Here is a 23,816-nt window from a genome sequence, read left to right as displayed (position 1 = left end):
CTCAATCGGATTGTTCGACATCTAGTTCCTCACGGTCGAGCGCCAGCCGGAACGTCGGGACACTCCGGTAGATGACGTCGACGACCCCCTTACGCCGCAGACTCTGCAGAGCCGAGCGGACCGCTTCGGTGTCCGGATCGACATCGTGGGCGTCCCGGACCGCATGGAGCACGGACACGACGCTCTGTGACCGCTCGTCGGGGCCTGCCAGCACGTCGAGGATCTGCGCCTGCAGTTCAGGGACCCGAACGAGGCTCGGTACGTCGTCCTCGTCCGACTCGATCCCCGGTTCGACGTCGACGAGGTCGTTTGCCTCGCTCGTCGCGCGGATCAGGCTGTTGTCGTCGCGGTAGTAGTAATCTGATAGCTCCGATTCGAGATAGCTGTGCACCTCGCTGCCGCTTTCCATCCCCCAGCGCTCCTGTAACTCACCGTTCTTCGTCGGCTGTAGCTCTACAATATCAGCCAGACGGTCGCGAGCTTCCTCCGAAAGCGTCATCGAGTCGTGCTATCGATGCCGTGGTACTTGCCAGTTCTGAATCTCACCCCCTGGCTCCGACGGAACTGTCATGCATCCCAGCATATAGACGTATGTCACTCGGTCACGTCCACCATCTATGGGACGCGAGGTCCGACTCAGTCATCTTGACGAACTGCTCGACGAACTCGACTATCCGGTGACGCCGGCGGAGGCGGCGGCCGAACTCGACGACGTCACGCTCCAGCTTGCAGACGGCGAGGAGAACCTCGGTGACCTCGTTGCCGGGATGCCGGGAGAGAGCTATGAGTCGCCGGATGCACTGACGACCGGGCTTCACAACACGCTGCCACGGGGCGCAGTCGGCGAGCCGTTTCAGTCGGAGGGCGACGGCTAGCTTAATCCCGGAGGGCGTCGACCGGGCGCTCGCTCGCCGCCTTCCAGGCAGGATAGAGGCCGCTGAGTAGACTCACCGCAATACCGAACGTGAACGCCAGCGCGAGATAGAACAGGTTGGTCGGGTCCAGCAGGATATCCAGCCCAACGGTCGTTCCCAGATACAGTCCAGCGGCCAGCAGTATCGAGACGACGACGCCGCCGACCGCGCCGACCAGCCCCAAAAGCCCGGCCTCGATCAGCATCATCCGGAGCACCTCCCCTTTCTTGACGCCCACTGCCCGCATGACACCGATCTCCTCGCGGCGCTCGACGGTGCTCATCAGCATGACGTTCAGGATGCTCACGCCGGCGATCACCAGCGATATCGAACCGATCCCGAGCAGGAAGCTCTGTAGCAGCGAGAAGAACTCGTCGATCTCGTCGGTGATTTCCGATAGCTCGAAGACGTCGATCCGCTCTTCGCGGGCGTTGAGTTCGCCTCTGACGGCTTCGGCCGCGCCCGACGTTGCGCCAGCCTCCCCTCCGCGGAGGACGACCTGTTCGTAGCCACTGCCGCCGACGGCGCTCTCGGGCAGCAAGACGGCGTCATCCGCCGAGAGCGGGCCGAACGATTCGACCGGTTCGAGCACGGCGATCACCCGGTAGGTCGTCTCCTCGATAGTGACGACGTTGCCCTCGCCTGCCTCCAGTTGCTCGGCGACGCTGCTCCCGAGGATCGCTCCCTGCGTGTGTCTGTCCGGCAACCGTCCCTCCGCGGCCTCGTAGATAGCGGCGGGATCCTCGATCCCGAACAGTTGCGACGCGGTCGATGCCGTGCCGCGGGTAACTAACCCTCGCTGCGTCTTGATCGGTGCAACCGTCACGTCGTCGGTGACGCGCTCGATCGACTGGACCTGCCGCTGACTGATCTCCTCGTACCCCTCGTCGGCGTTCGGCGTCACGACGACTTCGTTGCCGATGTCGCCGAGCGCGTCGGCCGCACCCAGTGAGAGGACGTTCCCGAAGATTCCCAGGGCGGCGATAGCGACGACGGCGATGAGGATGCCGAGGCCGGCCAGGATCGATCGGAACCGGTTCCGCGAGAGGTTCCGGCGTGCGACGAAGATTGCGGGGAACTTCACCACACGGACTCACCTCCGGTGTGAGCCTCGATCATCGTACTCGTCCGTCGAACAACTCGACGGTTCGGTCGGTGTAGTCTGTGACGAGTTCGTCGTGTGTCACCGCGATCACGCTGACGCCGTCGTTCGTGATCGCCGAGAGTTCGTCGAGCACCTGCCGACTGGTGTCCACGTCGAGGTTGCCCGTTGGCTCGTCGGCCAGCAGGATCCGTGGCTCGTTGATCAGGGCGCGGGCGATTGCGACCCGCTGTTGCTGGCCGCCGCTTAGCTCCGTCGGCGTATGATCGAGTCGGTCAGCCAGTCCGACGCGTTCGAGGAGGTCGATCGCTCGCTCGCGGCGGGGCGGCCCGTCGCCGAAGATGGTCGGAAGCGTGACGTTCTCGACCGCCGACAGCGTCGGCAGGAGATAGAAATCCTGAAACACGAAGCCGAGCAGTTCCTTTCGCATCGTCGTCCGCCGGTCGTCCGCGAGGTCCCCGGTCAGTTGCCCGTCGATTTTGACTGTGCCGGTCGTGGGTTCGTCAAGCAAGCCGAGCACGTTGAGCATGGTCGACTTCCCGCTACCGCTGGGGCCCATGATGGTGACGAACTCGCCGCGTTCGACTTGCAGGTCTACGTCGTCGAGAGCGATGACCGTCTCTGCGCCGCTCTCGTAGCGTTTCGTCACCGCGTCGAGCGCCAGCGCCGGCACGCTTTCGGGATCCGTAGTCGCGGACTGTGGGGCCTCAGTTGCGTCCATTCTACTGCCTCCAGACGAGTGCGCCGCCGCCGAACACCAGGAGGGCAGCACTACCTGCGAGAGCGAACGGCCAGAGAGTCCGTCCGTCCTCGCCGGACGCCTGCTCGCGCGGCACGTAATCTAGCTCGACAGTTCGCTCCTGTTCGACGCCGTCATCCAGATACGTCACCGTGATGGGGACGCTATCGGTCGCGTTCGCGTCGACGCTTGCGGTCAGATCGAATCCGACGAAATCGCTCTCGGGGACGGCACCGACGAAGTAGCTACGCTGGGGGTAGATCGGGTCGACCCCCTCGCTCTCTTCGACCGCGACGACAGCGCCGCTGGCTCCTGCCGTCCCGACGTTCGCGACGTTGCCAGATATTTTGACGACGTCACCGTCGGTGACTAGATCGAGATCAGTGAACTGGAGCGCCGCGGACGGAACCTGCTCTGGCGCGTACTCGTAGGCCGTTGCACTCGTGAGACGCTCCGTTCCCAGCGTGTACCGCGCGGTCACGTCCACGGTGCTTGCCTTCTCGATCCGAGCGAGGTCGACGTAGACTATCTCCTGCTGGCCCGGTTCGAGATCCGCGACCGGGAGTCGCGGCAGGTCGCTCTCGTTCGCCGCCGGTTCGACGACGACCGAGCGGGCAGTCGCGGTCCCGAAGTTCGTCACTTCGATCCGTAACAGCCGGTCACCGACCCTGTCGGCCGAATCCTCTTCCTCCTCTCCGTCGTCCGGTTGCTGAATGTTCGCCCCGCCGAGCGCGCCGCCGAGGTCGCCGACGTTCAGGTCGACCCCTGCTGCGGGCTCTTCCTCGTCGTCCTCGATGCTGCTCGCGTCGACTGCCTGCGCGTCGACCTGCACGTCGTCCTTGATGCCATCGGCGTCGACGCCGCCGACCACGACGGTCACCGGGTAGGTGATCGTTACCGTTTCGGTGATCTGCTCACCGTCGTCGTCGGTGTCGGCATAGGAGCCGTTCACCGTGGCCGTCAGTTCGTGGACGCCGGCCTCATCGAACGCGGTCGATAGCGGCACTGTGACGCTATCGCCGGGCGAGAGGGCGCTCACGTTTTCAGCGGTCGCGTACACCCGTTCCTCGTCGCTGAGAGTGACGCTGTCGATGGTTACGGGCTCCCCGCTTCCGGCGGAGTTAGAGACGCTCAGGTCGACGGTCGTCGTCTCGCCGGGATCGGGGGTCTCCGGCGTCACCGTGGCGTCGTCGACGATCAGGCGCGCGTCGGGGACGGCCGTGGCCAGACCTAACCCCCCAACGAGGAGAACGAGAACGATAAAGACGGATGCTACTGTCCGAAGTCTATCCATAATTACGCTCAGGAGTGAATAAGTAAAGGGGTGTCGGAGGGTTGTCGTTTGCTATCAGAACACAAGAGCGACGACAGGTCTCCGTCGCTGGAACCGGCCAAACGCCGGGCTTATCACTCGTCACTGGTGTAGTCCTGTGTACCAATGGAGTTCTGCGACGAGTGCGGTTCGATGATGAAAGCCGACGAGGAGTTGTGGATCTGTGATAGTTGCGGGAACAAACAGCCGAAGAACCCCGATGCGAACTACGTCGTCACCACCGATCAGGAGGTCAGCGAAGTGATCGAAACGGGCGAGGGCGAGAGCGGTCTGCCGACGACGGACGCCCGGTGTCCGAACTGTGAGAACGACCGTGCGCACTGGTATATGCAGCAGATCCGGGCGGCCGACGAGTCCGAGACGCGCTTTTTCGTCTGTACCGAGTGCGAGCACAAGTGGCGCGAAGACGACCACTAACGCATCGACTTCTCGACGCCTCCTGCGACGGCGATCATAGCCGCGCCAATCCTCAAGTAGGTAGGGAGAAAACTACACTCGATGGCAGATCCGCCGCCGCCCACGGTCCCGGCCGACCGACTCGAAGACGACGGGTGGGAACAGATCGAAGACACCGTCGAGACCCGGTTCCGCATGCCGACGCTGACCGTCACCGGGCGAACGCTCGTCTACGAGGATGCAGATCTGCGCGAACGACTGCGCGACGCGTTCGGCGACGCGACAGTCCGCTTTTTCTTCGCGACACGACTCTCGTTCTCACCGTCGCTCGGACCGGGGTTGGGACAGATGGTCCGGCCGACGGTGATCGCAGAAGCGAAACGGGCGTTCGCCGCCGACCTGGCCGAGCGCGGCATCGAGGATGTCGACCGGACGACCCGCCAGCGCATGCGCGTCGAGAGCGGCGACCGTGCCACGCTACTGGGCTATCGGGGTCGGTATGACGGCAAGAGCGACTCGGTCGGCGTCGAGGGCTGGCTTGCCATCTGGCTCGGTGACGGCTTTCGGATCGCCGGCGGTGCACACCCACGGACTGCCGATCTGGACGGGGTCGAGGCTACGCCAGCGAAGTGGCGCGACGAACTGCTGGATCTGATCCGCTCCGTAGAATGAGTGCGGTCGCTCAGACGTTGCGCGCGAACGTCAGATAGCCGGTGTGACCGACACCGGCGGTCGAGGGCCGGGAGCCGCGGTCGTCGAAATCCATCTCGCGCTGGATGGTCTCCTGCGTGACGACGTCGGAGAGGCCGACCTCTCGTGCAGTGCGACAGGCCTCGCGAGTGTTCTCGACGAACGGCGAGTAGACAGCGAGGTACCCTCCCTGTGCGAGTAGCTCCGGGGCTTGCTCGACGACCGTTGGGGCGTCCTCCGTGTCGAGCGTGATGATGTCGAATCGCTCCTCGCAATCCGTCATGAACTCGGTCACGTCGCCCGCCCGCACTTCGACGGTATCGCTCACATCGGCCAGTTCCATGTTTTCGCGGGCCACTTCGGCGAATCCGGGATCCTGCTCGAACGTCAGGACGTCCGCACCCGCTCGGCCGAGATACGAGGCGAGTACGCCGGTTCCGGTCCCGGCGTCCAGCACGCGGTCGCCCCTACCAGCGCCGACGTGGCCCATGATCAGCCCGATATCCCGGGGCATCATCGGCGCGCCGGTGCGCTCCATGTGGTTGAACAGGTCAGGGCCGCGCAGACGCCGGACCTGAAACTCCTCGTCGAGATGCGTCTCGATCGTATCGCCTGGCTCGACGTCTTCCGGCACCGCCAGTACGCCCAGATCGGTGCCTTGCTCCTCGCCGGGTTCGACGAGGAACTGTCTGCTCCCGCGAACGACGAGAACGGTCACTCTAGCTGGTCGACTGCGGCAGCGAGGTCACCGTCGTTGTCCTCGAGCGCTTCGCGAGCGTCGTCCTCGCTCGCACCCGTGCGCATCGCGACGATTTCGACGTCCTCCTCGGGGACGCCGCTTGCGTCACCGCTCTCGACGGCTGGCGCGTCGCCGCCGGCAGTGCCGGGTTCCTGTTCGTCGGGCGAACCGACGATCTGGTAGGTTTCCTGGCCGCGCGCGTCGATCTTGTTCACCTCGGCGTCGGTGAAGACGAGATCGGCGTCGGGGGTCTGAATGATCACTTTTTCGGCGTCCAGGTCTTCCATGTTGACGCCCATCTGTTCCATCATCTGCTTCATCTTGCGGGGGTCCATGCCACCGCCACCTCCTCCGAACATACTCCGAGGGTGGCTCTACGCGGGGAAATAATTGACGGGATCAGGTCCGCTGATAGACACTCTCGGTCGCGAGAATCAGGCCGTAGTCGCCCGGTACTCGCCGTACTTGACGCCGAGGGAGAGCGTGATCGCACCGAAGGCGAGCATCGAGGGCAGTACCATCATCAGGATCGTGTCCGTTTCCATCATCGGTGCACCGATCAGCGCGCCGACGCCGATCGCGTTGATCAGGAGGAACGCTGCGACGGTCTTGGTCAGATCGAACTCCATACTGGGGCGTCAGTACTGCTGCCTCCTAAGCATACCGAGACAGGGAGGATTCAGGACGGCCGGACGAGTTCGGCAAGCGTCACCATCGAGCCGATTACCCAGCCGAGCGGGACGGCGATACCGAACCACATCCCGAGATAGGCCGCCCCGGCGAGCGTATACTGCTCGGAGAGCCACTGGTCGATCCCGCCGACGCTAAGGACGGTGTCGAGCAGCCAGATCGCGAGCGAGTCACTGCCCGACAGGATGACATCACCGATCGTCGGCGAGAACAGCGCGGCGACGACCGGCGGGAGAAAGAGCGCGGTCATCGCGGCGGGGTACGCGAAGACGACCGAGACGGGGCGGCCGCCAGACTGCGAGGTGACGACGGCGAGTCCTGCGGCGACTGTCGCGACGATTCCGGCCGCCAGTACCGCCAGAAAGCCGTCGGTGCTGAACGCCTGGTGGGCGAGGACTGTCAGCACGCCCCAGACCAGCGCCGCGATGACGACGACGCCGACGACGCCGAGCCCTGCGGCGACCCGATCGATCCGGGTCGAGTAGAATCGGAGCATGAAGCCGAACAGCGCCAGCGGGTACAGCACCGCGACGATCGGCACACCGATGGCGGACCAGAGCCGGTAGCCGATCCAGCCACTCGTCGTGTTCGGCGTCCACTTCCCGAGCACGGAGTGGCCGGTCCCCCGCTGGCGCGGGAACAAGAGTTCCATCCAGCTTTCGTGTAACCGCTGGAGGTCGATCCTGATCGCACCGACTAGCCCGCCACCTCCTGACAACCGCGTACTCATACGGAATACAGAACGAGCGATCCGGTTTCAAGCTTCCGGCTATCGAACTAGTTCCACGGCGCGAAATCGGGATCGACCTTCCGGTCGACCGCCTCGATGGCGTCGATGCGGGCTATCTCCTCGTCGCTCAGGTCGAGCGCAAGCGCGCCCCAGTTGTCCTCAATGTGCGCGCTGCTCGTCGCCTTCGGGATCGGCGTGACACCCTTTTCGAGTAGCCACGCGAGGCTGACCTGCGCTGCGCTGGCGTCGTTTGCCTCGGCGATCTCGGTCAGCGTCTCAGACTCGAAGACGGCCCCGCGAGCGAGCGGCGAGTAGGCGACGACCTCCATGTCGAGTTCCTTTGCTTTCGCCCGGACCTCCTCCTGCGGGAGGAACGGATGGCACTCGACCTGGTTGGCGAAGATCGGCACGTCACAGACCTCTGCGGCCGTCTCCATGTCTTCTGGCTCGAAGTTGCTGATTCCGACGCGTTCGATCAGGCCGCGCTCGTGGAGTTCCTCGAGAGCGAGGAACGTCTCCTCGGGATCGTACGTATCGACCGGCCAGTGGATGTACAGCATATCGAGATAGTCGACGCCGAGTACGTCGAGGCGCTCCTCGGTCGACGCGAGGGCGTCCTCGTACGAGAGGTCGTCGTACCAGAGTTTCGTCGCGAGGAACACGTCCTCTCGGGGAACATCGGCCTGAGCAAGCCCCTCGCCGACGGCCTCCTCGTTGCCGTACAGGTGCGCGGTATCGATATGTCGATAGCCCGTCTCCAGCGCCGTTCGGACGCTCTCGGCGCACTGCTCCGGGTCCTCGTTCTGCCACGTTCCGAGACCGAGCATCGGCATACCGTTCGTGCGCGGACACTCGTCGCTAGTCAGTTGCAACATGGCCGTATATGGGGGCTCTCTCCGGAAAGGGGTTGGGAAATCACCGTGAGGGCATCCCGCCTCCCTCGGTCGGTTATCTCACTATATGGCGGGCCTTCGAGAGCGGATAGATGAGCGCTGGCGGCGCGACAGACTGTGGCTTCGAGTGGACTGTCCGACGTCCGGCCGTCGCGCCGATGCCGAAGGGCTATGACGTGGGCGTCCAATACGACCACAATGACTGATCACACCGATCTGATCCTGCGGTCGCTCTTGCCGGCGACCGCAGAGACGTTCGACGAGCGCGTCGAACGACAGGCGTCGACGGTTGCCGACATGCTGGAGGGCGGCGACCTGAACAATCCGGGTTTCGCGCTCGGTATCGAGATAGAGGCGTACGCGATGGACGATGGCGGGCTTGTTCGGCTTCCCGACGACGTGTTCGACGCGCCCTGCGACCGCGAACTCGGCCTCCACAACGCCGAACTACATACCGATCCGACGCCTTTTGACGAAGACGGGATCGCGGCACAGGCGGACCAACTCCGCTCCAGTCTCGAAGCCGCACGCGCTGTGGCTCGCGAATCGGGGGCCGAAATCGTGCTCGACGCGATGTGGGCCGTCCCGCCCGCCGAAGGGACCCGCTCGTACCTCGGCGACGTGGCCTCCGAGGACGGCGTGACGATAGCCCGAAACATGACTGAATCGACTCGCTACTACGCGCTTGACAACGAGATACTCCAGCAGACCGACGGGAGCGTGCCGATTTCCGTGCCGGGCGCGGACGTGGAGTTCCCGTCGATCCTCTGTGAGTCGCTGACGAGTTCTATCCAGCCCCATCTCCAGCTACCGGACGCCGACGACCTGCCGGCCTACTACAATGCCGCGATCCGGACCCTCGGGCCCGTGCTGGCGCTGGTGACGAACTCGCCGCTGCTGCCCGTCGATCTGTACGACGTCGACGACCCCGAACGCCTGCTCGACGAGACCCACCACGAACTCCGGATCCCGGCCTTCGAGCAATCGATCAACGCCGCCTGGAACAAGGTTCGGGTCCCCGGCGATATCGGAACAACTGCCGACACGCTGGAGTACCTCCTCGACGATCCGACCTGTGCTCCGTTCCTCCGCGAGTGGGTCGCGGACGACGACCGGACGACCATCGACGGTCGGCTCTGGGAGTTCGACCACAAGCGCGGAACCTACTGGCGCTGGGTCCGCTCGGTCGTCGGCGGCCAGCCAGTCGGCGGCGGCGACCGTCGGTCGATCCGGATCGAGTATCGTCCTCTCCCCACCCAGCCAACCGTCGCGGGCAACGTCGGCCTGCAAGTGCTCGTCGCGGGCCTGCTCCGCGGTATCGTCGCGACCGACCACCCGCTCGCGACGCTTGATCACGAGGCCGCCGAAGAGAGCTTCTACGCGGCGGTCGCCGACGGAATCGATGCCGACCTCGCGTGGGTCACTGCCGATGGGGAGCGCACCCAACAAAAAGACGACATCTACGACGAACTGTTCTCGCTCGCTCGGGCAGGGCTAGCGGCTCAGGACGTCCCGAAAGATGTCGTCGAACGCTACATCGATCCCCTAGAAGCGCGCTGGGAGCAACGGACGACACCGAGCACGTGGAAACTCGACCGTGTTCGGGCAGAACTTGCGGGCGGGGACTCCTTCGAGGAAGCCGTCAGCGCGATGCAGCGAGCCTATCAGGAGTACAGCCGATCGGAGACGCCCGTCGTCGACTGGGACTAAAGGTCCTCGTTGCTCCGCATCTCGTTCCGGCGATATCGGTCGGTACGCCCGTAGCCGACCACGTCGCCCGCGTCGTTGAGTTCGATCTGACCACCGATACGGTGACAGTCGAAACGCTTGACAGCGAGCAGACACGTCTCGACTGACATCGCGGATCAGTGCGCTTTACATCAGTTTTGTTGCCAGAAAGGATTTATATACTGACCGGCTTATTACCACTATGAAATTGGGACGACGCGCCGTACTGACGGGAGCCGCGGTCGGGCTGGCTTCGATGGCGGGCTGTATGGACCTGATCTCCGGCGATACCGTCGAATTCACCGCATCGGAAGCCTCCGTCAGCGATAACGGACTTGAGGAGACGGAGTACAGCCACGCAAATACGGAGGAGTTGACGATAGACGAGACCGTCGAAGCGGCAGGAGTCGAGCGCCGGGTAATCGTCGGCAACTGGATCAACACGTACCAGAATGATCTGACCGTTCAGGGTGACTCCCAACAGGCGGCGACGTTCGCGGTCGTGTCGACGCCGAACGCCGAGATAGCGGGCCAATCGCTCAACCCGATCGGCCAGCTATCACACGACGAACTCCTCTCGGAGTTCCAGGGCCAACTCGGTGACGAGTACGATGGGCTGGACGACGTCGAACAGGTCGACAGCAGGGAAGAGGTCGTGCTCGGCGAGGAAGTGAGCATCAGCACCTTCGAGACCACGGCCGAGTTCGAGGGCGAGCAGGTCGACATCTACATCCACGTCACCACCGTCGCGAGCGGCGACGACCTGATCATCGCGGTCGGCGCACACCCCGCCGCGCTGGGTCAGGAACGGTCGAACATCTACACGCTGATGCAGGAGATCGAACACGTCGGGGAGTAACGTTCAACAGTGTTCGCCTCCGACCGGTGATATGGAGAAGACGCCCGCCGGGACGTCAGTCGGCGTCGACGACCCGTACGAACACGTCGAGATCTGTGACTTCGTCACCGACGACGGCCGCTGTCGGTACGCCTTCGAGTATGCCGAACAGGACCCCGAGTTCGCACGGGAACGACGGGCGGACGATTTCGCCTGCCCGGTTGCCGACGGCGACGACTGGGACTGGGCCGATTGTCCACAGTTCCGATCCAGAAACCACGACCGCGAGTGTCTTCGCTGTGGCCTCGAAGAGCGGCGGGTCGCCCACGACGACGAACGCCCGCTACTGGAAGAACATCACCTCTCGTATGCAGGCGATGGGGAGGAGCTACGCCACGAAATAACGGTGTATCTGTGTCGGTGGTGCCATGCGAAGGTCCACGACTCGTGGGCACGGGTCACCGACGACGTCTCGCCGGATCCGGAGGCGCTCGTCGAAGCCGAAGGACGTCGGAGTAAAGAGCGCGACGAACTGGCCTTCGAGTCGGCCGCCGACCGCTACGACGACCTCTAGGCGTCGGAGACACTCATTCGTCGAGCGCCTCGGGCGGGCGAACGCTGATGTGGCCGTGTTTGTGGACGTGGATGTGGTGGCCCTCGAACGTAAACGTCACTTCGCCGACTGCGAGCGTCCCGTCCGACCGCGGACTAAACAGCGTGTCCAGTAGCTCCGGATCGAGCGAATCGTAGAGCGGCGAGAGCTTCATCGGGTCCGTCCCCTCCAGATCGGCGACCACCATGACGATGATCATGCTCATCGGCATGGCGTCGCGCCAGTCGTACTCGATGTGATACGTGCCCGTCTCGGCGTCGAAGCGCGTTCCCGACGCCTCGTCGCCGGCGAGCGAGACGAGTGCGTCCGATTCGATCCAGGCGTCCTCCTCGTCCGGATCGAACAGCGTTCCGGTCTCCGTTCCGTCCTCTCTCACCGCGACGTATTCGACGTCATCGTCGTCTCCCGTCCGGCCACCAAATGAATCGTTCATATATGTCTGTACAGTCTCTCCAACATCATCCAACCTCCCGAGATAAAGAGGCAGTGGTTTCGACTGATCTTTATTCACACTCGTTCCGACAGGACTCGTCGCAGAACGGTTACACCCGAAACTCTCCGTCGTTACCGTCGTCGGCGACAAAGGCGTCCAGTTGCTCCGCGTCGACGCTGCCGTCCTCGCGGACGACGATCCGATAGCCCCGGACGGCGATAATGAGTCATTCCTGTCCGGCCCGGTCTCAGCGGTGGTCGACGACGTCGCCGATCCGCCGTGGCTCGCCCTGCAGGTCCGGGTTCGAGGCGACCATCTGAAGCACCTCGTGATCGGTTACGTCGAAGTAGCTCTTTTCGGTCGCTTTCTCGATCAGTTCCCGCTCCAGTCTGAACTCGGTGCCCTCGTAGACGACGTCGACACCCTGTTCGTCGAACGCGAGTGTAGTCATGAGAACAAATCGGGGCCTCGAAGGTAAAAGTGTGCAGAATGGCGTCTGTCTGACGCCCGTCGGACGCCCGCCGTGGGTTTAATATTCGTGGGGGGAAACCAGGTGGTGTGTCGCTGCGATCGAATCCGCTGGACGAACTATCCATCCCCGACGGTACCACCGTCGAAGAGCATGATCTGGTAACAGGCGGGGACGTCGTCGTCGGGGGGCGGAGTACGGTCGAGTTCGGTGTCCGCGGCCGGAACGTCCTCGCGGGAGAGGGGGTTCGTTTCGGCGGGGATATCGAGGCGGAAGCGGACTGCCGACTCGATATGTGGTGTGACGTCGCCGGCAACGTCCTCGTCGGCCGCGACGCCTATCTCGGCGAGCGGGTCCACGTCGGCGGTCAGTTGATGGTCAGTGGTGACCTCGATATCGGCGACGACGTCGACATCGAGGAAGGGTTCGAGGCGAACGGATGGATCGTCATCCGCAATCCGATGCCGACCATCGTGTTCCTGTTTATCTACCTCTCGCAACTGCTCCGACTCGGCGAGGAGGAAGCCGCCGAGGAGCTATTCGGCGAGTTTGCCGAGAGCGAAGACCCCGATCAAGACCCACTGCTCGTGCCCCGGAACGCGACTGTCAGCGACGACGCCTGGCGCGTCTCGACGCCGGCACGGATCGGCGACGACTGTCGGCTCCACGGAAACGTTCGCGCGGAGTCGATCACCGTCGGCGAGGAGAACAACGTCTTCGGCAGTTTGCGCGCGCGCGAAGATATCCTCATCGGGTCGGGCACGCGGATCCACGGCGATGTGACCACCCGAAACGGCACTGTCGCCATCGCTGACGACGCCCGAGTGCTCGGCGACGTCTCCTGTGGCGACCTCGAACTCGAATCGGGCGCCACTGTCGACGGATCGATGCGGGCAAGCGGGCAAGTAGAGTTGAAACAGGACGTCTCGCGCGACCAGGAGTGACTACTGCCAGTCCTCCGCGGCGTCCTCTATTGGCTCTGCGACGACACCGTCCTGTCGGGCGAGGACTCGCGCATGAGCCGTACAGACGGCCCTGTTCTCGGCCCACGGGATGTGGAGCAACACGGCAGCGGGCCGGTCACAGCCCGCTTCGCTACAGACCTCACGGTCGTTCATCGGCTACACCGACGGGTGCATCACGCACAAACGTTCGGGTCGGCCGTGTACCACTGGACTAATACCCGCCCGGAATATGTTGGTCTTTAATCTAAGATTTAAGTAACCACCACAACTCCATACTAGATAGCAATGGCCATAGATTCAAACTTCGAGCAGAACCGGGACGTGGTCGACCAGCACAATGACCACGACGTCTGGGGACCAGTAGAGGAACCCGACCAGTTAGGAATCCACGGTACACACGTCGCCGTCGACTTCGACATCTGTCTCGCCGACGGTGCGTGTCTGGAGGACTGTCCGGTAGACGTCTTCGAGTGGGTCGACACGCCGGGCCATCCGGAGAGCGAGATCAAGGCAGATCCAGCACAGGAAGAACAGTGCATCGACTGTATGCTCTGTGTCGACGTCTGTCCTGTCGACGCAATTGACGTCGACGCCGGGCGTGCCGGCCGGTCGTAGAACCGATTCGCGGGGGACTCAGAGACGCATCTGACACGGTAATAGATACCAATGTACACACTAACGCTAACCAAGGGAGTACCGGATTTTAGTGAGGGAGCGGTTTCGTTCGACGAGGACGGCCATCTCGAACGTGGAGATACGCCGACAGTGATGAACCCGAACGACGAGTTCGCACTGAAAGCCGCCCTCCAGACGAAGGTCAGAAACGGCGGAACCTCTGCGCTGATGAGCATGGGGCCGCCAGGCTACAAGGACATCCTCCGGGAGGGGATGGAGTCGGTGTACGCCGACGAACTGTTCTTGCTCTCGGACCGAGAGATGGCGGCGGCCGACACATGGGCGACTGCGATTACGGTCGCGACCGGGATACAGAACCTCGACGAGCAGCCGGATCTGGTCTTTGCGGGGTTCAAGACCGCCGACGGAGAGACGGGCCACACCGGCCCCCAGACCTGCTGGGCGCTGGACTGGCCGCTAGTTACGCACGTCATCTCGCTCGAGGTCTACCCCGACGAGGGACGGGTCCGGGCGAAACGCCTCGTCGAAGGCGACATCGAAGAGATCGAGACTGTCGAAGCGCCGATGCCCGCAGTCATCGTCACTGACCCCGAGTTCGAGCCAGTGTATCGCCGGGCCGAACATCGGCTGAAACACCGGGATCTCCGCGAGGAGACACAGGAACGTGCCGAGACCTTCGAGGATCACCTGACGGTCTGGGATCACGAGGAACTGAACCTCGATCCGGACTATATCGGGCTGGATGGCTCGCCGACGATCGTTCAGGGGGTCGATCCGATCCCGAAAGCGCCCTCCGAACGGGAGGCCAAAGAGATCGATCCGGCCGAGGAGGAGTCGATGGACGAACTGCTCGAGGAACTGCGTCCCCATGCGGCCGCTACCGCAGAGGCGGGAGGTGACTGATCATGGTAGAGATAGATCCAACCGAACACGACATCTCCGAACTCGGACCGAAAGTCAACGACATCGAGGACGTCGACGAACTGGAGGCGATGCTCGAACTCGAAGGGGAGGGCGAGGATCGCGTCCCGGTCAAGACGCTCATCGAGAGCCGAATCGAGACGCTAACCGAGGACACCGGGGACGGCGACGAAGACGTAGACGTCACCGAGCTAAGTACGGCCGATGCGGCGAACCTGATCCGCGATATCGACGATCCCGAACGGCTCGAAGAGCTTCGCGACGCGGAGGAAGCCGCCGAGGAGCGCGATACGGTGCTCCGTCTGATCGAACAGCAACTCGACTCCGTGCTGGGCAGCGAGCAAGCAGAGATCGAGATCGAGCCACCGGAAGAGGCCCATCCCCATCTCGATCATCCGACGGCGGACAAGGAGTACGTCCACTCGGTCGAGGACGGCGAGTATCGAGACATGTGGGTCTACTGCGAGACGCAGGGCGGCGAACTCGTCGACGTCTCGAAGGAGTTGCTGGGCAAGGCCCGCGAACTGATGGACGGCTACAACGAAACGTACGACGAGGACGAAAACGTCGTTGCGGTCGTGATCGGCTCCGATATCGAGGGGATCGCGGAGGAGGCAATCGCCTACGGCGCGGATGTCGCCATCTACTACGACGACTCCGAACTAGAACGGTTCCGTCACCAACCCTATACCAAGATCTACTGCGATATGGCCCGGCGTGCGGGTCACCCCTACGTCCGCGAGGACCGCCACGAGGAGGAGTGGCGCGACTACGACGAACCCCGGTACGTCGTCTTCCCGGCGACGAACAACGGACGGGACCTCTCGGCGCTGGTACAGGCCGAACTCGACTCGGGGCTGGCCAGTGACTGTTCGGACCTGTATATCGACGACGTCGTCATCAGCAACCCCGCCAAGACCGGCGGCGAGGGGGGCAAGAAACGGTTCGAGCGCGTCCTGCACATGCCCCGCCCGGACTTCTCCGGGTTCGAGTACTCGACGATCCTCTGTCTGGACTCGCCACGCCGCGAGTTCCACCCACAGGGCGCGTCGGTGATCCCGGGCAAGTTCGAGATACCCGATCCCGATTACGAGCGGGAGGGCGAACTGATCGATCACGACCTCGAACTCGACGACGACTGGCTACCCGTCGAGGTCGAGGAGTACGATCAGCTAGAGAGTGGTGTCGACCTCACCGATCACGAAGTCGTCGTCTGCGTCGGTCGTGGGATCGGCCGGGATCCGACGCGCGGCATCGAACTCGGACTGGAGTTGACCGACGCCTTCGAGGACGCCGCCTTCGGACTGACGCGGGGGATCATCACCTCCTCGTTCCAGTTCGAGGGTCACGTCGAGAGCTACACCGGCGAGGACCGCCAGATCGGTGAGAGCGGTCAGGAGGTCGAACCGGATCTGTACATCGCCGCGGGCGTCTCGGGGGCGATTCAGCACAAGGTCGGCTGTGACGAATCGGATACGATCGTCGCGATCAACACCGATCCCGACGCGGATATCCGTGACTGGTCGGACTACTTCATCCACGGCGATCTCTTCGAGGTGCTTCCGAACCTGATCAACGCACTGGAGACCGGCGACGCCGCCGAGGCAATCGTCGATGCAGGCGTGCCGGCCACTGGGGGTGAGACCGATGACTGAAGACTACGAACACTACGAGGCCATCGTCGTCGGCGCGGGACCGGGCGGTGCCGCGGCGGCGGCCGCCCTCGCCGAGCAGGGTGTCGAGACGCTCGTACTGGAACGCGGCGTCGATGCTGGCTCGAAGAACGTCTCCGGCGGGCTGATCTACGCCGAAGAGTCCGCGCCGTACACTATCGACAGCCTGTTCCCCGACTTTCGCGAGCAGGCGTCCGAACGTCCCGTCGACGAGAACTACATCCACAACATCGCCGGGAACAAGGTCAAGACGTTCGATCTGGGGGGCGTTCACGAGCACGACACGGCGTGGTGTGATTCGGTGCTGCGACGGGAGATGGACTCGTGGCTCGCAGAGCGGGTGCACGAGAAGACTAGAGAGACCGGCGGTGGAGTGCTCACGGAGGTGCGAGTCAACGGACTGCTCCGCGAGAACGGACAGATCGTCGGTGTGACCTGTGACGAACTCGATCCGATCACGGCCGACGTCATAATCGCGGCCGACGGCGTCAATTCCGAACTCGCTCGCGACGCGGGACTGATGGACTGGGACGAACCAGATGAGTGGTTCCAGGGCGTCAAAGCCGTCGTCGACATGGAGCCAGAGGTGATCAACGAGCGCTTCGATATCGACGAGGACGAAGGCGCAGCACACCTCTTCTCGGGCGACCTGTTCGAGGGCGTCCGGGGCGGCGGGTTCCTCTACACGAACGAGGACTCGCTATCTATCGGGACGGTGTTCCACCTCGACTCGCTCGCCGCCGAGGAGGCCGAACCGCACGAACTGCTGAATAGTCTGCTCACCCATCCCGTACTGGACCAGTATCTCCAGGGCGAGTACGAGGAACGGGAGTACTCGGCCAAACTCGTCCCCGACTCGAAGAAGGTTGCCCATCCGTCGCCTCACCGGGGTCGACTGTTGCTGGTCGGCGACGCCGCCGGGCAGATGCAGGCCCAGGGGCCGATCATCAAGGGGATGAACCACGCCGTCTCGGCGGGTGGACTGGCCGCCGAAGCCTTTGCCGAGGCGCGAACCCGCGGCGACGCCTCGCAGGCGGGCGCACTCTACGAACAAAAACTCAACAGCGAGGGCGTGATGGACAAACTTCGCCCGACTCGCTATCGACTGACCAGTGCGGTCTCCGAGAGCGATTTCGTCACCTCGGTCGGCAACAAACTGTTGAACTCGCCGATCGGCCGGGCCGGGATCCGCGCGTTCGACGACACGGCCGAACGGCTGTTCAACTCCCCGTTCGTGCTCGGGATGATCCCCGACACCCGAACCACATACGTCACGGTGCCGACGATCATCGGCGAGGAACTCGGGACGCCGGTCGAGGCCGAAGACGAGATCGAACCGCCCGAACTCGGTGATCGGATCGGCGATCTGACCTACAACGTCGGTGACCCACATATCGAACTCATCGATAGCACCTTCGAGGCCAGCGGCACCGCCGTCACGGCCTGTCCGGTGAGCGCGAAGGACTACGGTGGCGGCTGTTACCGCGAGGAGGAGATCAAAACGAACGGCGACACCGAGAAAGTCGTCAGCCTCGACACCCAGCCCTGCGTCGAGTGTGGGACCTGCGCCATCGTCGCCGATACGGAGTGGGAACACCCGAGCGGCGGCAAGGGCGTCGAGTACAGGGAGGGCTGATGGCGTCCGAACATCGCGAGCGTATCGAGCGGTTGGCCGGGCGTGCGCGCCGTGAGCGCGAGACGTTCGCCCCGCCGACAACGGTACCAGCGCCGGAGCAGGGCCAGGAGTACCTGCGGGACGGCGTCGGCGAACTCGTCTCGCTGTACATCGACGGACGGAGTGGTGGGAAATTCGCCGCGTTCTCCGAGCGGGAGTGGGAACTGCTCCACCGAGCGCTCGACGATTGGCTACAGCTATACGCCCGGTGTTACGGGCGAGAGCTAGAACGCGGCTTTCAGATTCGCACGCTGACAGAGCTAGTCATCGATACCCACAACCTCCACGACGCCGTCGTGATGGCGACCAAGGTGCCGGATCCGAAACGGGAACGGGCAACCGAATCGGTCTGACGGGGACCGGGAGGTTCGCTGTGCGCCCGCGGTCCGGATCGGCCCGCTTTTTACCCTGCCCGGCCCAGTACTCCCCGTGCGCGAGTTCTCCGAGTCGTATCTGCGGGATACCCGTGCGGGGATGTGGGACGACTCACGGCAGGCGCTGGCGGACCTCGACCTGCAGGACTGCGACCGGATCCTCGACGTCGGCTGTGGCACTGGCGAACTGTCGCGTGTCCTCGCCGAAGAGAGCGGTGCGGAGATAGTCGGTCTCGACGCCGACGTCTCCCTTCTTGCATCCGCACGCGAGCACGCCACGCCGGTTACCGGCGACGCGACGCGACTCCCCTTTGTCGACGACGCCGTCGACCTCGTCGTCTGTCAGGCGCTCCTGATCAATCTCCCCGAGCCAGCCGTCGCAGTCAGGGAGTTCGCCCGTGTCGCCAGCGAGCGCGTCGCGGCGGTCGAACCGGACAACGGTGCGGTGACGGTCGAATCGAGCGTCGAGTCCGAGGCCCGACTCGCTTGCCGCGCTCGCGAGGCGTATCTCGACGGCGTCGGGACCGACGTCACGCTCGGCGGGAGCGGGACCAGTTCGCTGTTCGAGCAGGAGGGCCTCGCCCGGGTCACGACGACGCGCTACGACCACGAACGGACCGTCGCCGCCCCCTATTCCCAGCGCGACCTCGACGCCGCGAAGCGCAAAGCGACCGGGGACGGGTTGGCGGCCGACCGCGCCGAGATGCTGGCCGGGGGACTGACCGCCGAGAGCTACGAACGACTCCGAAACTCCTGGCGCGCGATGGGCCGTGACGTCATCGAGCAGATGCAGGCGGGCGAGTACTCTCGTCGCGAGGTCGTCCCGTTTTTCGTGACGAGCGGGCGCGTCAGCGAGGAGTAACTACCCGAAATGTTATATTAGATGCCGCGGCGACCCTCTCTCGTGCTCCTCAGCAGGGCAACATTGACGGTGGATGGTGGCGATAGCCATTTCAATGACAGGAACAGTGTTCGCGCTCCTGGGGGGACGCGACCGGATCGGAACGACAACGGCGGCCGCGTCGGTTGCAGGCTCGATGGCCGAAACCGCGACGCGCGTTGCGGTCGTCGACGCCACCTTCGCCGGTAGCGGCGTTCAGGACGTGCTCGACCTGCCGGAGGGGGGAGCGGGCCTCAGAGACGTACTGCGCGGCGATGCCAGCGTCGACGAGGCGATGATCGACGGGCCACACGGCGTCGAGTATCTACTGGCCGAGGAACTCCCGACGACGACGGACGTCCGAACCCACCGACTCGTTCGGGCGGCGAACACCCTTCGCGAGCGCTACGACTTCGTACTGCTCGACCTCGGGCACGGCGGCGGCGTCGAGGTTGCGATGGGGCTCGAACTGGCCGACGAGGCCATCCTCGTCTCGGGATCGGCCGAGGAGGACCTCGCTGAGACGGCGAAGACAGCGACAGTCGTCCGATATCACGGCTGTCGGATCCGCGGGACAATCCTCTCGCGCGTGCCGTCGGTACAGGCGGTCGACATGGTCGGCGTGACCGAACGACTCCAGACCGAAACGCTCGCGGTCGTCCCAGAGGACGACGCGGTCCGGGAGGCCGCGGCCGATGGCCAGTCCGTGCTCCGGTACGACCCCGACAGCGACGCCGCCATGGTCTACTGGCAACTCGCCGGGAGCCTCTCCGGATCTGGCGGGCTGACCGGGCCTGTACTGCCCGCCAGCGCGACGTCCGAAGCGGCTGTCGAAGAGGAGTCAGAGGCGTCGGACAGCAGGGGGGAAGCAGAGTCGGCGGCAAACGAGGAGACAGAGCCAGTGATAGATGAGGAGGGAGAGCCAGCAACAGGTGAGGCTGACGACCCACTCCAGGACGACGGTAGTGCGAAAGCCGCCCACGCCGGGGACGACGCAGTGAGCGCCCAGCCAGCACCCGAATCGGCCACCACGGAGTCCGAACCGACCGATGCAGTCGCTCGGGGGCCTGCCGAGGAGTCTCCGGAAGAGGCGTCAGCCGAGCAAGCGGACGGGCATTCGACCGCCACCAGCGACAGGGACGGGACGCAGAGTGCGGAGGCGGTAGCCGCTCCCCCCGTGTCGGAGGAGAGCGCTGACGATAGCGACGCGACCAGAGACCAGTCGGTCCGGGAGGAGGACCCCGAGCAGGACGAGAGAGACGACCAGCCGTCACAGTCGGCCGATCAGGACAACGTCTCGGCTGAGGAGCAGGAAGCGGACCTCGACGGGACCGACTCGGAGACGTCGACGGCCGATCCTGCATCCGGCGAGTTCGAGATGGGCGTGGACGACTCGGAATCGGAAACTGGCGGGTTCGAGATGGGTGTAGAGGATTCCGCATCGGAAACTGGCGGGTTCGAGATGGGCGTGGACGACTCGGAATCGGAAACCGGCGGGTTCGAGATGGGCGTGGACGACACTGCTAGCGAGACGGGACCGATGAGCACTGAGAAGCAGGACGGGGACGCCGATGCGGAGGGCGACGAGTTCGAGCTACCAGGGTTCGAGTCTGCGACTGGGGCGGAAGACACGGGAAGCCGGACCGTCGACGAGAGTGCTGGTTTCGAGACTGCGGGGGACGCCGAAGCAACCGATCAATCGGACGAGACGGATGAGGATGCGGAGGCCATCGGAGACGACGCCGAGGCTGAAGAAGACAGCGCAGGGGTGGGTGACGAAGAGGACACGGAAGTTGGAGAATCTGCAGATGGCGACGGGGTCGATCCGGAGGAAGCCGTTACAGATGTCGAAGAGGCTGTTCCTGAGAAAGGCCAAGAAGCGGGGCAAGCGGAGGAGCCGACGCCGGACCCGGACGGCGAGGACGACCCAATGTTCGAGGGAGTCTCGCCCGACCCCGACGACATCCTCGACGACGAAGATTCTGAAGACGACGACGAGATCAACGCCCTGTTCAAAGAGACGATGGACAAGGTTACTGAAGAGAAAGACGACGACGAGTAGCCTAGACGACGTCGCCGCGTACCGTCGTGCCTTCCTGCTCGGTGCGCCACGCCTGGATGGCGTCGGCCGCTTCCTCGGCATCGGCCTCGTCCAGTCCGATCATCGTCAGCGCCTCGGGGAGCGTCGGGAAGGGTAACTCGCCGTTTCTGAGTTTCTCTAGGGCGTCCTCGCTTCGTCTGCCCTCGCCGGTGCCGTCACCGACCCAGAGGCAAGCACCGCGCGGATCGAGCAGTTGTTCCCACGCCCCCCGGGCTTTCGCGCCCTGCATGCGCTGGGTGACGTTGTCCTCGAAACTCGCGTTACAGACCTCGAGGTGGATCGGTTCGTCGTCGTCGAGTAGGTGGGCCGCCAGACACTGCTCGGGCGCGGCGTGGCCGTTCGCGTTCGCTCGCAGGTGCTCCCGATGCTCGTCGGCCCAGTCGGCCCGAACGGTTCGGCCGACACCCTCGACGCCGTGGCTGTCGACGAACTCGGCCTCGCGGTCGGGGGTGCCGTCCAGCAGGATATCCTTGGTGACGTAGACGTCGAGCCGATCGATCGGATCGAGTCCCAGCGCGACGTCGCCGTACACCCAGACCTCGCGGACGGGGACGGGCATGCGCTCGTTCTCGACGGTGTCGACGATCTCCTCGGCCCGGTCGAGTGCCGTACTGCGATCCATCGAGTAAGGCTACTGGCTGCGGGCGCAAAACGGATTCGGTGAGCGCTCGGTCCCGCTGTGCTGGCTCGATTCAGTCGAGATACAGATCGGGGATCTGCTTTGCGTACTCGGTGATCGTCGGTGCGGCCTCTTCGAGCGCGGCCGTCGGCTCTTTGACGCCCCGGACGACGTTGTTCATCGCCACGGCGGCCTCGGTCATGATCGGCATGTTCTGTGGCGTGTCGACCGGTATCGCTGGCGGATCGGTCGGGACCTTGCTCATTCCCTCGATATGGGCGTCGAGGAAACTCTGGGTGATGCCGGGGTGGGTCTCGTCGAGACCGACCGTGTCGTTAAGGTAGTTGAGTCGGGCGGTCCCCGCACGCGGGCCGTGGCCCTGCCACTGCCTGGCAGAGAGCATGTAATTACCCAGTCGGGAGTTGGCCCACTGGATGAACAGCCAGGCTGCCTCCGGGTTCTCCGAATACTGGCTGATCCCGGTCGCCCAGACCCACGTGGCGACTTCCGGATCGCCGCCGTCCGGAGCCGGAAGCGGCGGGATCCAGTGGGTCCGTTCGATCTGCTCTTCGGTGATTGCACCGGACGTCGATGGCGTAGTGTAGACCATCGCGGTCTCGCCCGCCGAGAGCGCGTTGTTCGCCCGGTACCAGTTCTTCTGCCCCGGGTTTTCGGGGCCGTAGTCGCGCATCAGGCGGCCGAACAGTTCGAGCGACTCGACGCCGCCGCTGTCCGGATCCGCGAGCGTCGCTTCCTTTTGTTCCCGGTCGATCCAGTTGCCGCCATGCGTTTTGAACATCGTCGCCCAGTTTGCGCTCGACAGCGTCGTCGTGCTGGTACGGGACGTGATGCCGGCCCGCGGTTCGTCGTCGTACTGACTCGTCTGCTCCGATTCGTGGATCCGCTTGGCCGCGCGTTCGAGGTCCGAAAACGTGGCTATCTCGTCGGCCGGGTCGTCGGCCACATCGTCGACGGCCTCGAACGTCGGGACGTCACAGCCGACCGCGCCGTAGGCCTCGATCCCGTTCGGGAAGCCGGTGAGTTCCGGCCGGCCGTCCGCGTCGGGGAACGACATGAGTTCGATGGTATCGTCCAGGAAGTCGTCCATGGCGAGCCAGTCGCGGTCGGTCAGGTCGTCGTTCTCGATGAACTCGGTGAGGTCGCGCACCCAGCCGTTCGCGTGGAACTCAGCGGCCTGCCAGAGCCCGGTCATCATGCCGTCGTACTCCCGCCTGTTCTGCAGGTCGTCTCTTGCTTCGAGCCAGTAGCGATCCTCGGGGAAAATCTCGTACTCGACGTCGATTCCGGTCAGTTCCTCGAACGCGGGGATCACCGGCTGGGTCACCGTCGAGTAGGGGTGGAGCCCCATCCCGAAGGTGAGCGTGATGTCGTCGTCCGCGAACTGTTGCCAGTCGATATCGGCTCCTGCGTTATCGTAGGGTACGTTCCCCGGGTCGTAGAGCACCTCGCCGTCGGCGTCCGGATCGTATCGGTCGCCGCCATCGGCGTGATCGTTGAGTATTTTCCCCCAGACCTCGGCACCCTCGTCGGCGGGCGGGTAGCCGCTTCCAGTATCCTCGTCGCCGTTGCCGCCGGCCCTGTTTGTGACGGTATCCAGACAGCCGGCGAGGCCGGTGACGCTGGATGCGCCGAGCAGTTTCATCG

At 64.2% G+C, this 23,816-nt stretch carries 29 protein-coding genes; 14 read left to right on the top strand and 15 right to left on the bottom strand.

Annotated features, from left to right (window positions below; translation table 11 throughout):
• Nucleotide 1: 1 nt before the first annotated feature.
• Nucleotides 2–499: a DUF5797 family protein gene (locus tag ACFQL3_RS12355; protein WP_377054703.1), complete on the bottom strand. Its 498-nt coding sequence runs from the start codon at nucleotides 497–499 to the stop codon at nucleotides 2–4.
• Between the two features lie 118 nt (nucleotides 500–617).
• Here ACFQL3_RS12355 and ACFQL3_RS12350 point away from each other — a divergent pair, with 118 nt between their 5' ends.
• Nucleotides 618–875 carry a hypothetical protein gene (locus ACFQL3_RS12350; protein WP_377054701.1) on the top strand — a complete coding sequence of 86 codons (258 nt, stop codon included), beginning with the start codon at nucleotides 618–620 and terminating at the stop codon, nucleotides 873–875.
• 1 nt (nucleotide 876) lies between these two features.
• Here ACFQL3_RS12350 and ACFQL3_RS12345 read toward each other — a convergent pair whose 3' ends face one another.
• The 3 genes from ACFQL3_RS12345 to ACFQL3_RS12335 are packed head-to-tail and all read right to left on the bottom strand — an operon-like array spanning nucleotide 877 to nucleotide 4,049.
• Nucleotides 877–2,001: an ABC transporter permease gene (locus ACFQL3_RS12345; protein ID WP_377054699.1), complete on the bottom strand. Its 1,125-nt coding sequence runs from the start codon at nucleotides 1,999–2,001 to the stop codon at nucleotides 877–879.
• A gap of 28 nt (nucleotides 2,002–2,029) precedes the next feature.
• Entirely contained in the window at nucleotides 2,030–2,737 is a 708-nt protein-coding gene (locus ACFQL3_RS12340; RefSeq protein WP_377054697.1) for an ABC transporter ATP-binding protein, read from the bottom strand.
• A gap of 1 nt (nucleotide 2,738) precedes the next feature.
• Nucleotides 2,739–4,049, bottom strand: a complete 1,311-nt coding sequence (locus ACFQL3_RS12335; protein ID WP_377054695.1) for a CARDB domain-containing protein — start codon at nucleotides 4,047–4,049, stop codon at nucleotides 2,739–2,741.
• A gap of 144 nt (nucleotides 4,050–4,193) precedes the next feature.
• On the opposite strand from ACFQL3_RS12335, the gene ACFQL3_RS12330 reads away from it, so the two are divergent.
• Together ACFQL3_RS12330 and ACFQL3_RS12325 are read left to right on the top strand one after the other, a co-directional pair.
• Nucleotides 4,194–4,505: a transcription factor S gene (locus ACFQL3_RS12330; protein WP_377054693.1), complete on the top strand. Its 312-nt coding sequence runs from the start codon at nucleotides 4,194–4,196 to the stop codon at nucleotides 4,503–4,505.
• Between the two features lie 81 nt (nucleotides 4,506–4,586).
• Nucleotides 4,587–5,156: a hypothetical protein gene (locus ACFQL3_RS12325; protein WP_377054691.1), complete on the top strand. Its 570-nt coding sequence runs from the start codon at nucleotides 4,587–4,589 to the stop codon at nucleotides 5,154–5,156.
• 10 nt (nucleotides 5,157–5,166) lie between these two features.
• Here ACFQL3_RS12325 and ACFQL3_RS12320 read toward each other — a convergent pair whose 3' ends face one another.
• The 5 genes from ACFQL3_RS12320 to ACFQL3_RS12300 all read right to left on the bottom strand — a co-directional run bounded on the left by ACFQL3_RS12320 (nucleotide 5,167) and on the right by ACFQL3_RS12300 (nucleotide 8,208).
• Nucleotides 5,167–5,892, bottom strand: coding sequence for a methyltransferase domain-containing protein (locus ACFQL3_RS12320; protein ID WP_377054689.1), 726 nt, complete (start codon nucleotides 5,890–5,892; stop codon nucleotides 5,167–5,169).
• Nucleotides 5,889–6,272: a nascent polypeptide-associated complex protein gene (locus ACFQL3_RS12315; RefSeq protein ID WP_377054687.1), complete on the bottom strand. Its 384-nt coding sequence runs from the start codon at nucleotides 6,270–6,272 to the stop codon at nucleotides 5,889–5,891. Before ACFQL3_RS12315 ends, ACFQL3_RS12320 begins: the two co-directional genes overlap by 4 nt.
• Nucleotides 6,273–6,347: 75 nt before the next feature.
• Nucleotides 6,348–6,542, bottom strand: a complete 195-nt coding sequence (locus ACFQL3_RS12310) for a DUF7333 family protein (protein ID WP_377054685.1) — start codon at nucleotides 6,540–6,542, stop codon at nucleotides 6,348–6,350.
• A 50-nt stretch (nucleotides 6,543–6,592) separates the two neighbouring features.
• Nucleotides 6,593–7,333 (bottom strand): hypothetical protein, encoded by a 741-nt coding sequence (locus tag ACFQL3_RS12305; protein ID WP_377054683.1) that lies wholly within the window; start codon nucleotides 7,331–7,333, stop codon nucleotides 6,593–6,595.
• A 47-nt stretch (nucleotides 7,334–7,380) separates the two neighbouring features.
• Complete coding sequence (locus tag ACFQL3_RS12300; RefSeq protein ID WP_377054681.1) at nucleotides 7,381–8,208, bottom strand: aldo/keto reductase; 828 nt, start codon at nucleotides 8,206–8,208, stop codon at nucleotides 7,381–7,383.
• A 216-nt stretch (nucleotides 8,209–8,424) separates the two neighbouring features.
• On the opposite strand from ACFQL3_RS12300, the gene ACFQL3_RS12295 reads away from it, so the two are divergent.
• Nucleotides 8,425–9,936 carry a hypothetical protein gene (locus tag ACFQL3_RS12295; RefSeq protein WP_377054679.1) on the top strand — a complete coding sequence of 504 codons (1,512 nt, stop codon included), beginning with the start codon at nucleotides 8,425–8,427 and terminating at the stop codon, nucleotides 9,934–9,936.
• On the opposite strand, the gene ACFQL3_RS12290 is transcribed toward ACFQL3_RS12295, so the two are convergent.
• Entirely contained in the window at nucleotides 9,933–10,085 is a 153-nt protein-coding gene (locus ACFQL3_RS12290; RefSeq protein WP_377054677.1) for a hypothetical protein, read from the bottom strand. The genes ACFQL3_RS12295 and ACFQL3_RS12290 overlap by 4 nt on opposite strands.
• A 71-nt stretch (nucleotides 10,086–10,156) precedes the next feature.
• Here ACFQL3_RS12290 and ACFQL3_RS12285 point away from each other — a divergent pair, with 71 nt between their 5' ends.
• Both ACFQL3_RS12285 and ACFQL3_RS12280 read left to right on the top strand, forming a co-directional pair.
• The gene (locus ACFQL3_RS12285; RefSeq protein ID WP_377054675.1) at nucleotides 10,157–10,813 is read left to right on the top strand and encodes a DUF6517 family protein; all 657 of its coding nucleotides are present in this window, start codon (nucleotides 10,157–10,159) and stop codon (nucleotides 10,811–10,813) included.
• 31 nt (nucleotides 10,814–10,844) lie between these two features.
• Nucleotides 10,845–11,366: a DUF7097 family protein gene (locus tag ACFQL3_RS12280; RefSeq protein WP_377054673.1), complete on the top strand. Its 522-nt coding sequence runs from the start codon at nucleotides 10,845–10,847 to the stop codon at nucleotides 11,364–11,366.
• A gap of 13 nt (nucleotides 11,367–11,379) precedes the next feature.
• On the opposite strand, the gene ACFQL3_RS12275 is transcribed toward ACFQL3_RS12280, so the two are convergent.
• A complete protein-coding gene (locus ACFQL3_RS12275; protein WP_377054671.1) occupies nucleotides 11,380–11,838 on the bottom strand; it encodes a HalOD1 output domain-containing protein in 459 nt (152 codons plus the stop codon).
• 247 nt (nucleotides 11,839–12,085) lie between these two features.
• Entirely contained in the window at nucleotides 12,086–12,289 is a 204-nt protein-coding gene (locus ACFQL3_RS12270) for a DUF5800 family protein (protein WP_377054669.1), read from the bottom strand.
• A 107-nt stretch (nucleotides 12,290–12,396) separates the two neighbouring features.
• Between ACFQL3_RS12270 and ACFQL3_RS12265 the strand changes: the two genes are divergently transcribed.
• Entirely contained in the window at nucleotides 12,397–13,251 is an 855-nt protein-coding gene (locus ACFQL3_RS12265; protein ID WP_377054667.1) for a polymer-forming cytoskeletal protein, read from the top strand.
• Here ACFQL3_RS12265 and ACFQL3_RS12260 read toward each other — a convergent pair whose 3' ends face one another.
• Nucleotides 13,252–13,425 carry a hypothetical protein gene (locus ACFQL3_RS12260; RefSeq protein WP_377054665.1) on the bottom strand — a complete coding sequence of 58 codons (174 nt, stop codon included), beginning with the start codon at nucleotides 13,423–13,425 and terminating at the stop codon, nucleotides 13,252–13,254.
• A gap of 132 nt (nucleotides 13,426–13,557) precedes the next feature.
• Here ACFQL3_RS12260 and ACFQL3_RS12255 point away from each other — a divergent pair, with 132 nt between their 5' ends.
• The 7 genes from ACFQL3_RS12255 (at nucleotide 13,558) to ACFQL3_RS12225 (ending at nucleotide 21,493) form a co-directional block, all read left to right on the top strand.
• The gene (locus tag ACFQL3_RS12255; RefSeq protein ID WP_377054663.1) at nucleotides 13,558–13,887 is read left to right on the top strand and encodes a 4Fe-4S dicluster domain-containing protein; all 330 of its coding nucleotides are present in this window, start codon (nucleotides 13,558–13,560) and stop codon (nucleotides 13,885–13,887) included.
• Nucleotides 13,888–13,938: 51 nt separating this feature from the next.
• Nucleotides 13,939–14,811, top strand: coding sequence for an electron transfer flavoprotein subunit beta/FixA family protein (locus tag ACFQL3_RS12250; protein WP_377054661.1), 873 nt, complete (start codon nucleotides 13,939–13,941; stop codon nucleotides 14,809–14,811).
• A gap of 2 nt (nucleotides 14,812–14,813) precedes the next feature.
• The gene (locus ACFQL3_RS12245) at nucleotides 14,814–16,484 is read left to right on the top strand and encodes an electron transfer flavoprotein subunit alpha/FixB family protein (RefSeq protein ID WP_377054659.1); all 1,671 of its coding nucleotides are present in this window, start codon (nucleotides 14,814–14,816) and stop codon (nucleotides 16,482–16,484) included.
• Entirely contained in the window at nucleotides 16,477–18,138 is a 1,662-nt protein-coding gene (locus tag ACFQL3_RS12240; RefSeq protein WP_377054657.1) for an FAD-dependent monooxygenase, read from the top strand. The genes ACFQL3_RS12245 and ACFQL3_RS12240 overlap by 8 nt, the downstream gene beginning before the upstream one ends.
• On the top strand, nucleotides 18,138–18,530 hold the full coding sequence (locus ACFQL3_RS12235; protein WP_377054655.1) for a hypothetical protein: 393 nt from the start codon (nucleotides 18,138–18,140) through the stop codon (nucleotides 18,528–18,530). The genes ACFQL3_RS12240 and ACFQL3_RS12235 overlap by 1 nt, the downstream gene beginning before the upstream one ends.
• Nucleotides 18,531–18,606: 76 nt before the next feature.
• A complete protein-coding gene (locus ACFQL3_RS12230; protein WP_377054653.1) occupies nucleotides 18,607–19,413 on the top strand; it encodes a class I SAM-dependent methyltransferase in 807 nt (268 codons plus the stop codon).
• A gap of 94 nt (nucleotides 19,414–19,507) precedes the next feature.
• Nucleotides 19,508–21,493 (top strand): hypothetical protein, encoded by a 1,986-nt coding sequence (locus ACFQL3_RS12225; protein WP_377054651.1) that lies wholly within the window; start codon nucleotides 19,508–19,510, stop codon nucleotides 21,491–21,493.
• Between the two features lies 1 nt (nucleotide 21,494).
• Here ACFQL3_RS12225 and ACFQL3_RS12220 read toward each other — a convergent pair whose 3' ends face one another.
• Both ACFQL3_RS12220 and ACFQL3_RS12215 read right to left on the bottom strand, forming a co-directional pair.
• The gene (locus ACFQL3_RS12220) at nucleotides 21,495–22,154 is read right to left on the bottom strand and encodes a DUF7095 family protein (RefSeq protein WP_377054649.1); all 660 of its coding nucleotides are present in this window, start codon (nucleotides 22,152–22,154) and stop codon (nucleotides 21,495–21,497) included.
• 70 nt (nucleotides 22,155–22,224) lie between these two features.
• Nucleotides 22,225–23,814: an ABC transporter substrate-binding protein gene (locus ACFQL3_RS12215; RefSeq protein ID WP_377054647.1), complete on the bottom strand. Its 1,590-nt coding sequence runs from the start codon at nucleotides 23,812–23,814 to the stop codon at nucleotides 22,225–22,227.
• Nucleotides 23,815–23,816: the final 2 nt, after the last annotated feature.

Source organism: Natronoarchaeum sp. GCM10025321, from assembly GCF_042663585.1.
Taxonomy (GTDB): Archaea; Halobacteriota; Halobacteria; order Halobacteriales; family Natronoarchaeaceae; genus Natranaeroarchaeum.
The sequence above is the reverse complement of the archived record's forward strand: the minus strand, read 5'-3'. Positions and strand labels throughout refer to the sequence as shown.

Coding starts and splice junctions, on each gene's coding strand:
- ACFQL3_RS12355 (WP_377054703.1), bottom strand. CDS start 499: ATGACGCTTTCGGAGGAAGCTCGCGACCGTCTGGCTGATATTGTAGAG.
- ACFQL3_RS12350 (WP_377054701.1), top strand. CDS start 618: ATGGGACGCGAGGTCCGACTCAGTCATCTTGACGAACTGCTCGACGAA.
- ACFQL3_RS12340 (WP_377054697.1), bottom strand. CDS start 2,737: ATGGACGCAACTGAGGCCCCACAGTCCGCGACTACGGATCCCGAAAGC.
- ACFQL3_RS12335 (WP_377054695.1), bottom strand. CDS start 4,049: ATGGATAGACTTCGGACAGTAGCATCCGTCTTTATCGTTCTCGTTCTC.
- ACFQL3_RS12330 (WP_377054693.1), top strand. CDS start 4,194: ATGGAGTTCTGCGACGAGTGCGGTTCGATGATGAAAGCCGACGAGGAG.
- ACFQL3_RS12325 (WP_377054691.1), top strand. CDS start 4,587: ATGGCAGATCCGCCGCCGCCCACGGTCCCGGCCGACCGACTCGAAGAC.
- ACFQL3_RS12315 (WP_377054687.1), bottom strand. CDS start 6,272: ATGTTCGGAGGAGGTGGCGGTGGCATGGACCCCCGCAAGATGAAGCAG.
- ACFQL3_RS12310 (WP_377054685.1), bottom strand. CDS start 6,542: ATGGAGTTCGATCTGACCAAGACCGTCGCAGCGTTCCTCCTGATCAAC.
- ACFQL3_RS12305 (WP_377054683.1), bottom strand. CDS start 7,333: ATGAGTACGCGGTTGTCAGGAGGTGGCGGGCTAGTCGGTGCGATCAGG.
- ACFQL3_RS12300 (WP_377054681.1), bottom strand. CDS start 8,208: ATGTTGCAACTGACTAGCGACGAGTGTCCGCGCACGAACGGTATGCCG.
- ACFQL3_RS12295 (WP_377054679.1), top strand. CDS start 8,425: ATGACTGATCACACCGATCTGATCCTGCGGTCGCTCTTGCCGGCGACC.
- ACFQL3_RS12290 (WP_377054677.1), bottom strand. CDS start 10,085: ATGTCAGTCGAGACGTGTCTGCTCGCTGTCAAGCGTTTCGACTGTCAC.
- ACFQL3_RS12285 (WP_377054675.1), top strand. CDS start 10,157: ATGAAATTGGGACGACGCGCCGTACTGACGGGAGCCGCGGTCGGGCTG.
- ACFQL3_RS12280 (WP_377054673.1), top strand. CDS start 10,845: ATGGAGAAGACGCCCGCCGGGACGTCAGTCGGCGTCGACGACCCGTAC.
- ACFQL3_RS12275 (WP_377054671.1), bottom strand. CDS start 11,838: ATGAACGATTCATTTGGTGGCCGGACGGGAGACGACGATGACGTCGAA.
- ACFQL3_RS12270 (WP_377054669.1), bottom strand. CDS start 12,289: ATGACTACACTCGCGTTCGACGAACAGGGTGTCGACGTCGTCTACGAG.
- ACFQL3_RS12260 (WP_377054665.1), bottom strand. CDS start 13,425: ATGAACGACCGTGAGGTCTGTAGCGAAGCGGGCTGTGACCGGCCCGCT.
- ACFQL3_RS12255 (WP_377054663.1), top strand. CDS start 13,558: ATGGCCATAGATTCAAACTTCGAGCAGAACCGGGACGTGGTCGACCAG.
- ACFQL3_RS12250 (WP_377054661.1), top strand. CDS start 13,939: ATGTACACACTAACGCTAACCAAGGGAGTACCGGATTTTAGTGAGGGA.
- ACFQL3_RS12245 (WP_377054659.1), top strand. CDS start 14,814: ATGGTAGAGATAGATCCAACCGAACACGACATCTCCGAACTCGGACCG.
- ACFQL3_RS12240 (WP_377054657.1), top strand. CDS start 16,477: ATGACTGAAGACTACGAACACTACGAGGCCATCGTCGTCGGCGCGGGA.
- ACFQL3_RS12235 (WP_377054655.1), top strand. CDS start 18,138: ATGGCGTCCGAACATCGCGAGCGTATCGAGCGGTTGGCCGGGCGTGCG.
- ACFQL3_RS12225 (WP_377054651.1), top strand. CDS start 19,508: ATGACAGGAACAGTGTTCGCGCTCCTGGGGGGACGCGACCGGATCGGA.
- ACFQL3_RS12220 (WP_377054649.1), bottom strand. CDS start 22,154: ATGGATCGCAGTACGGCACTCGACCGGGCCGAGGAGATCGTCGACACC.
- ACFQL3_RS12215 (WP_377054647.1), bottom strand. CDS start 23,814: ATGAAACTGCTCGGCGCATCCAGCGTCACCGGCCTCGCCGGCTGTCTG.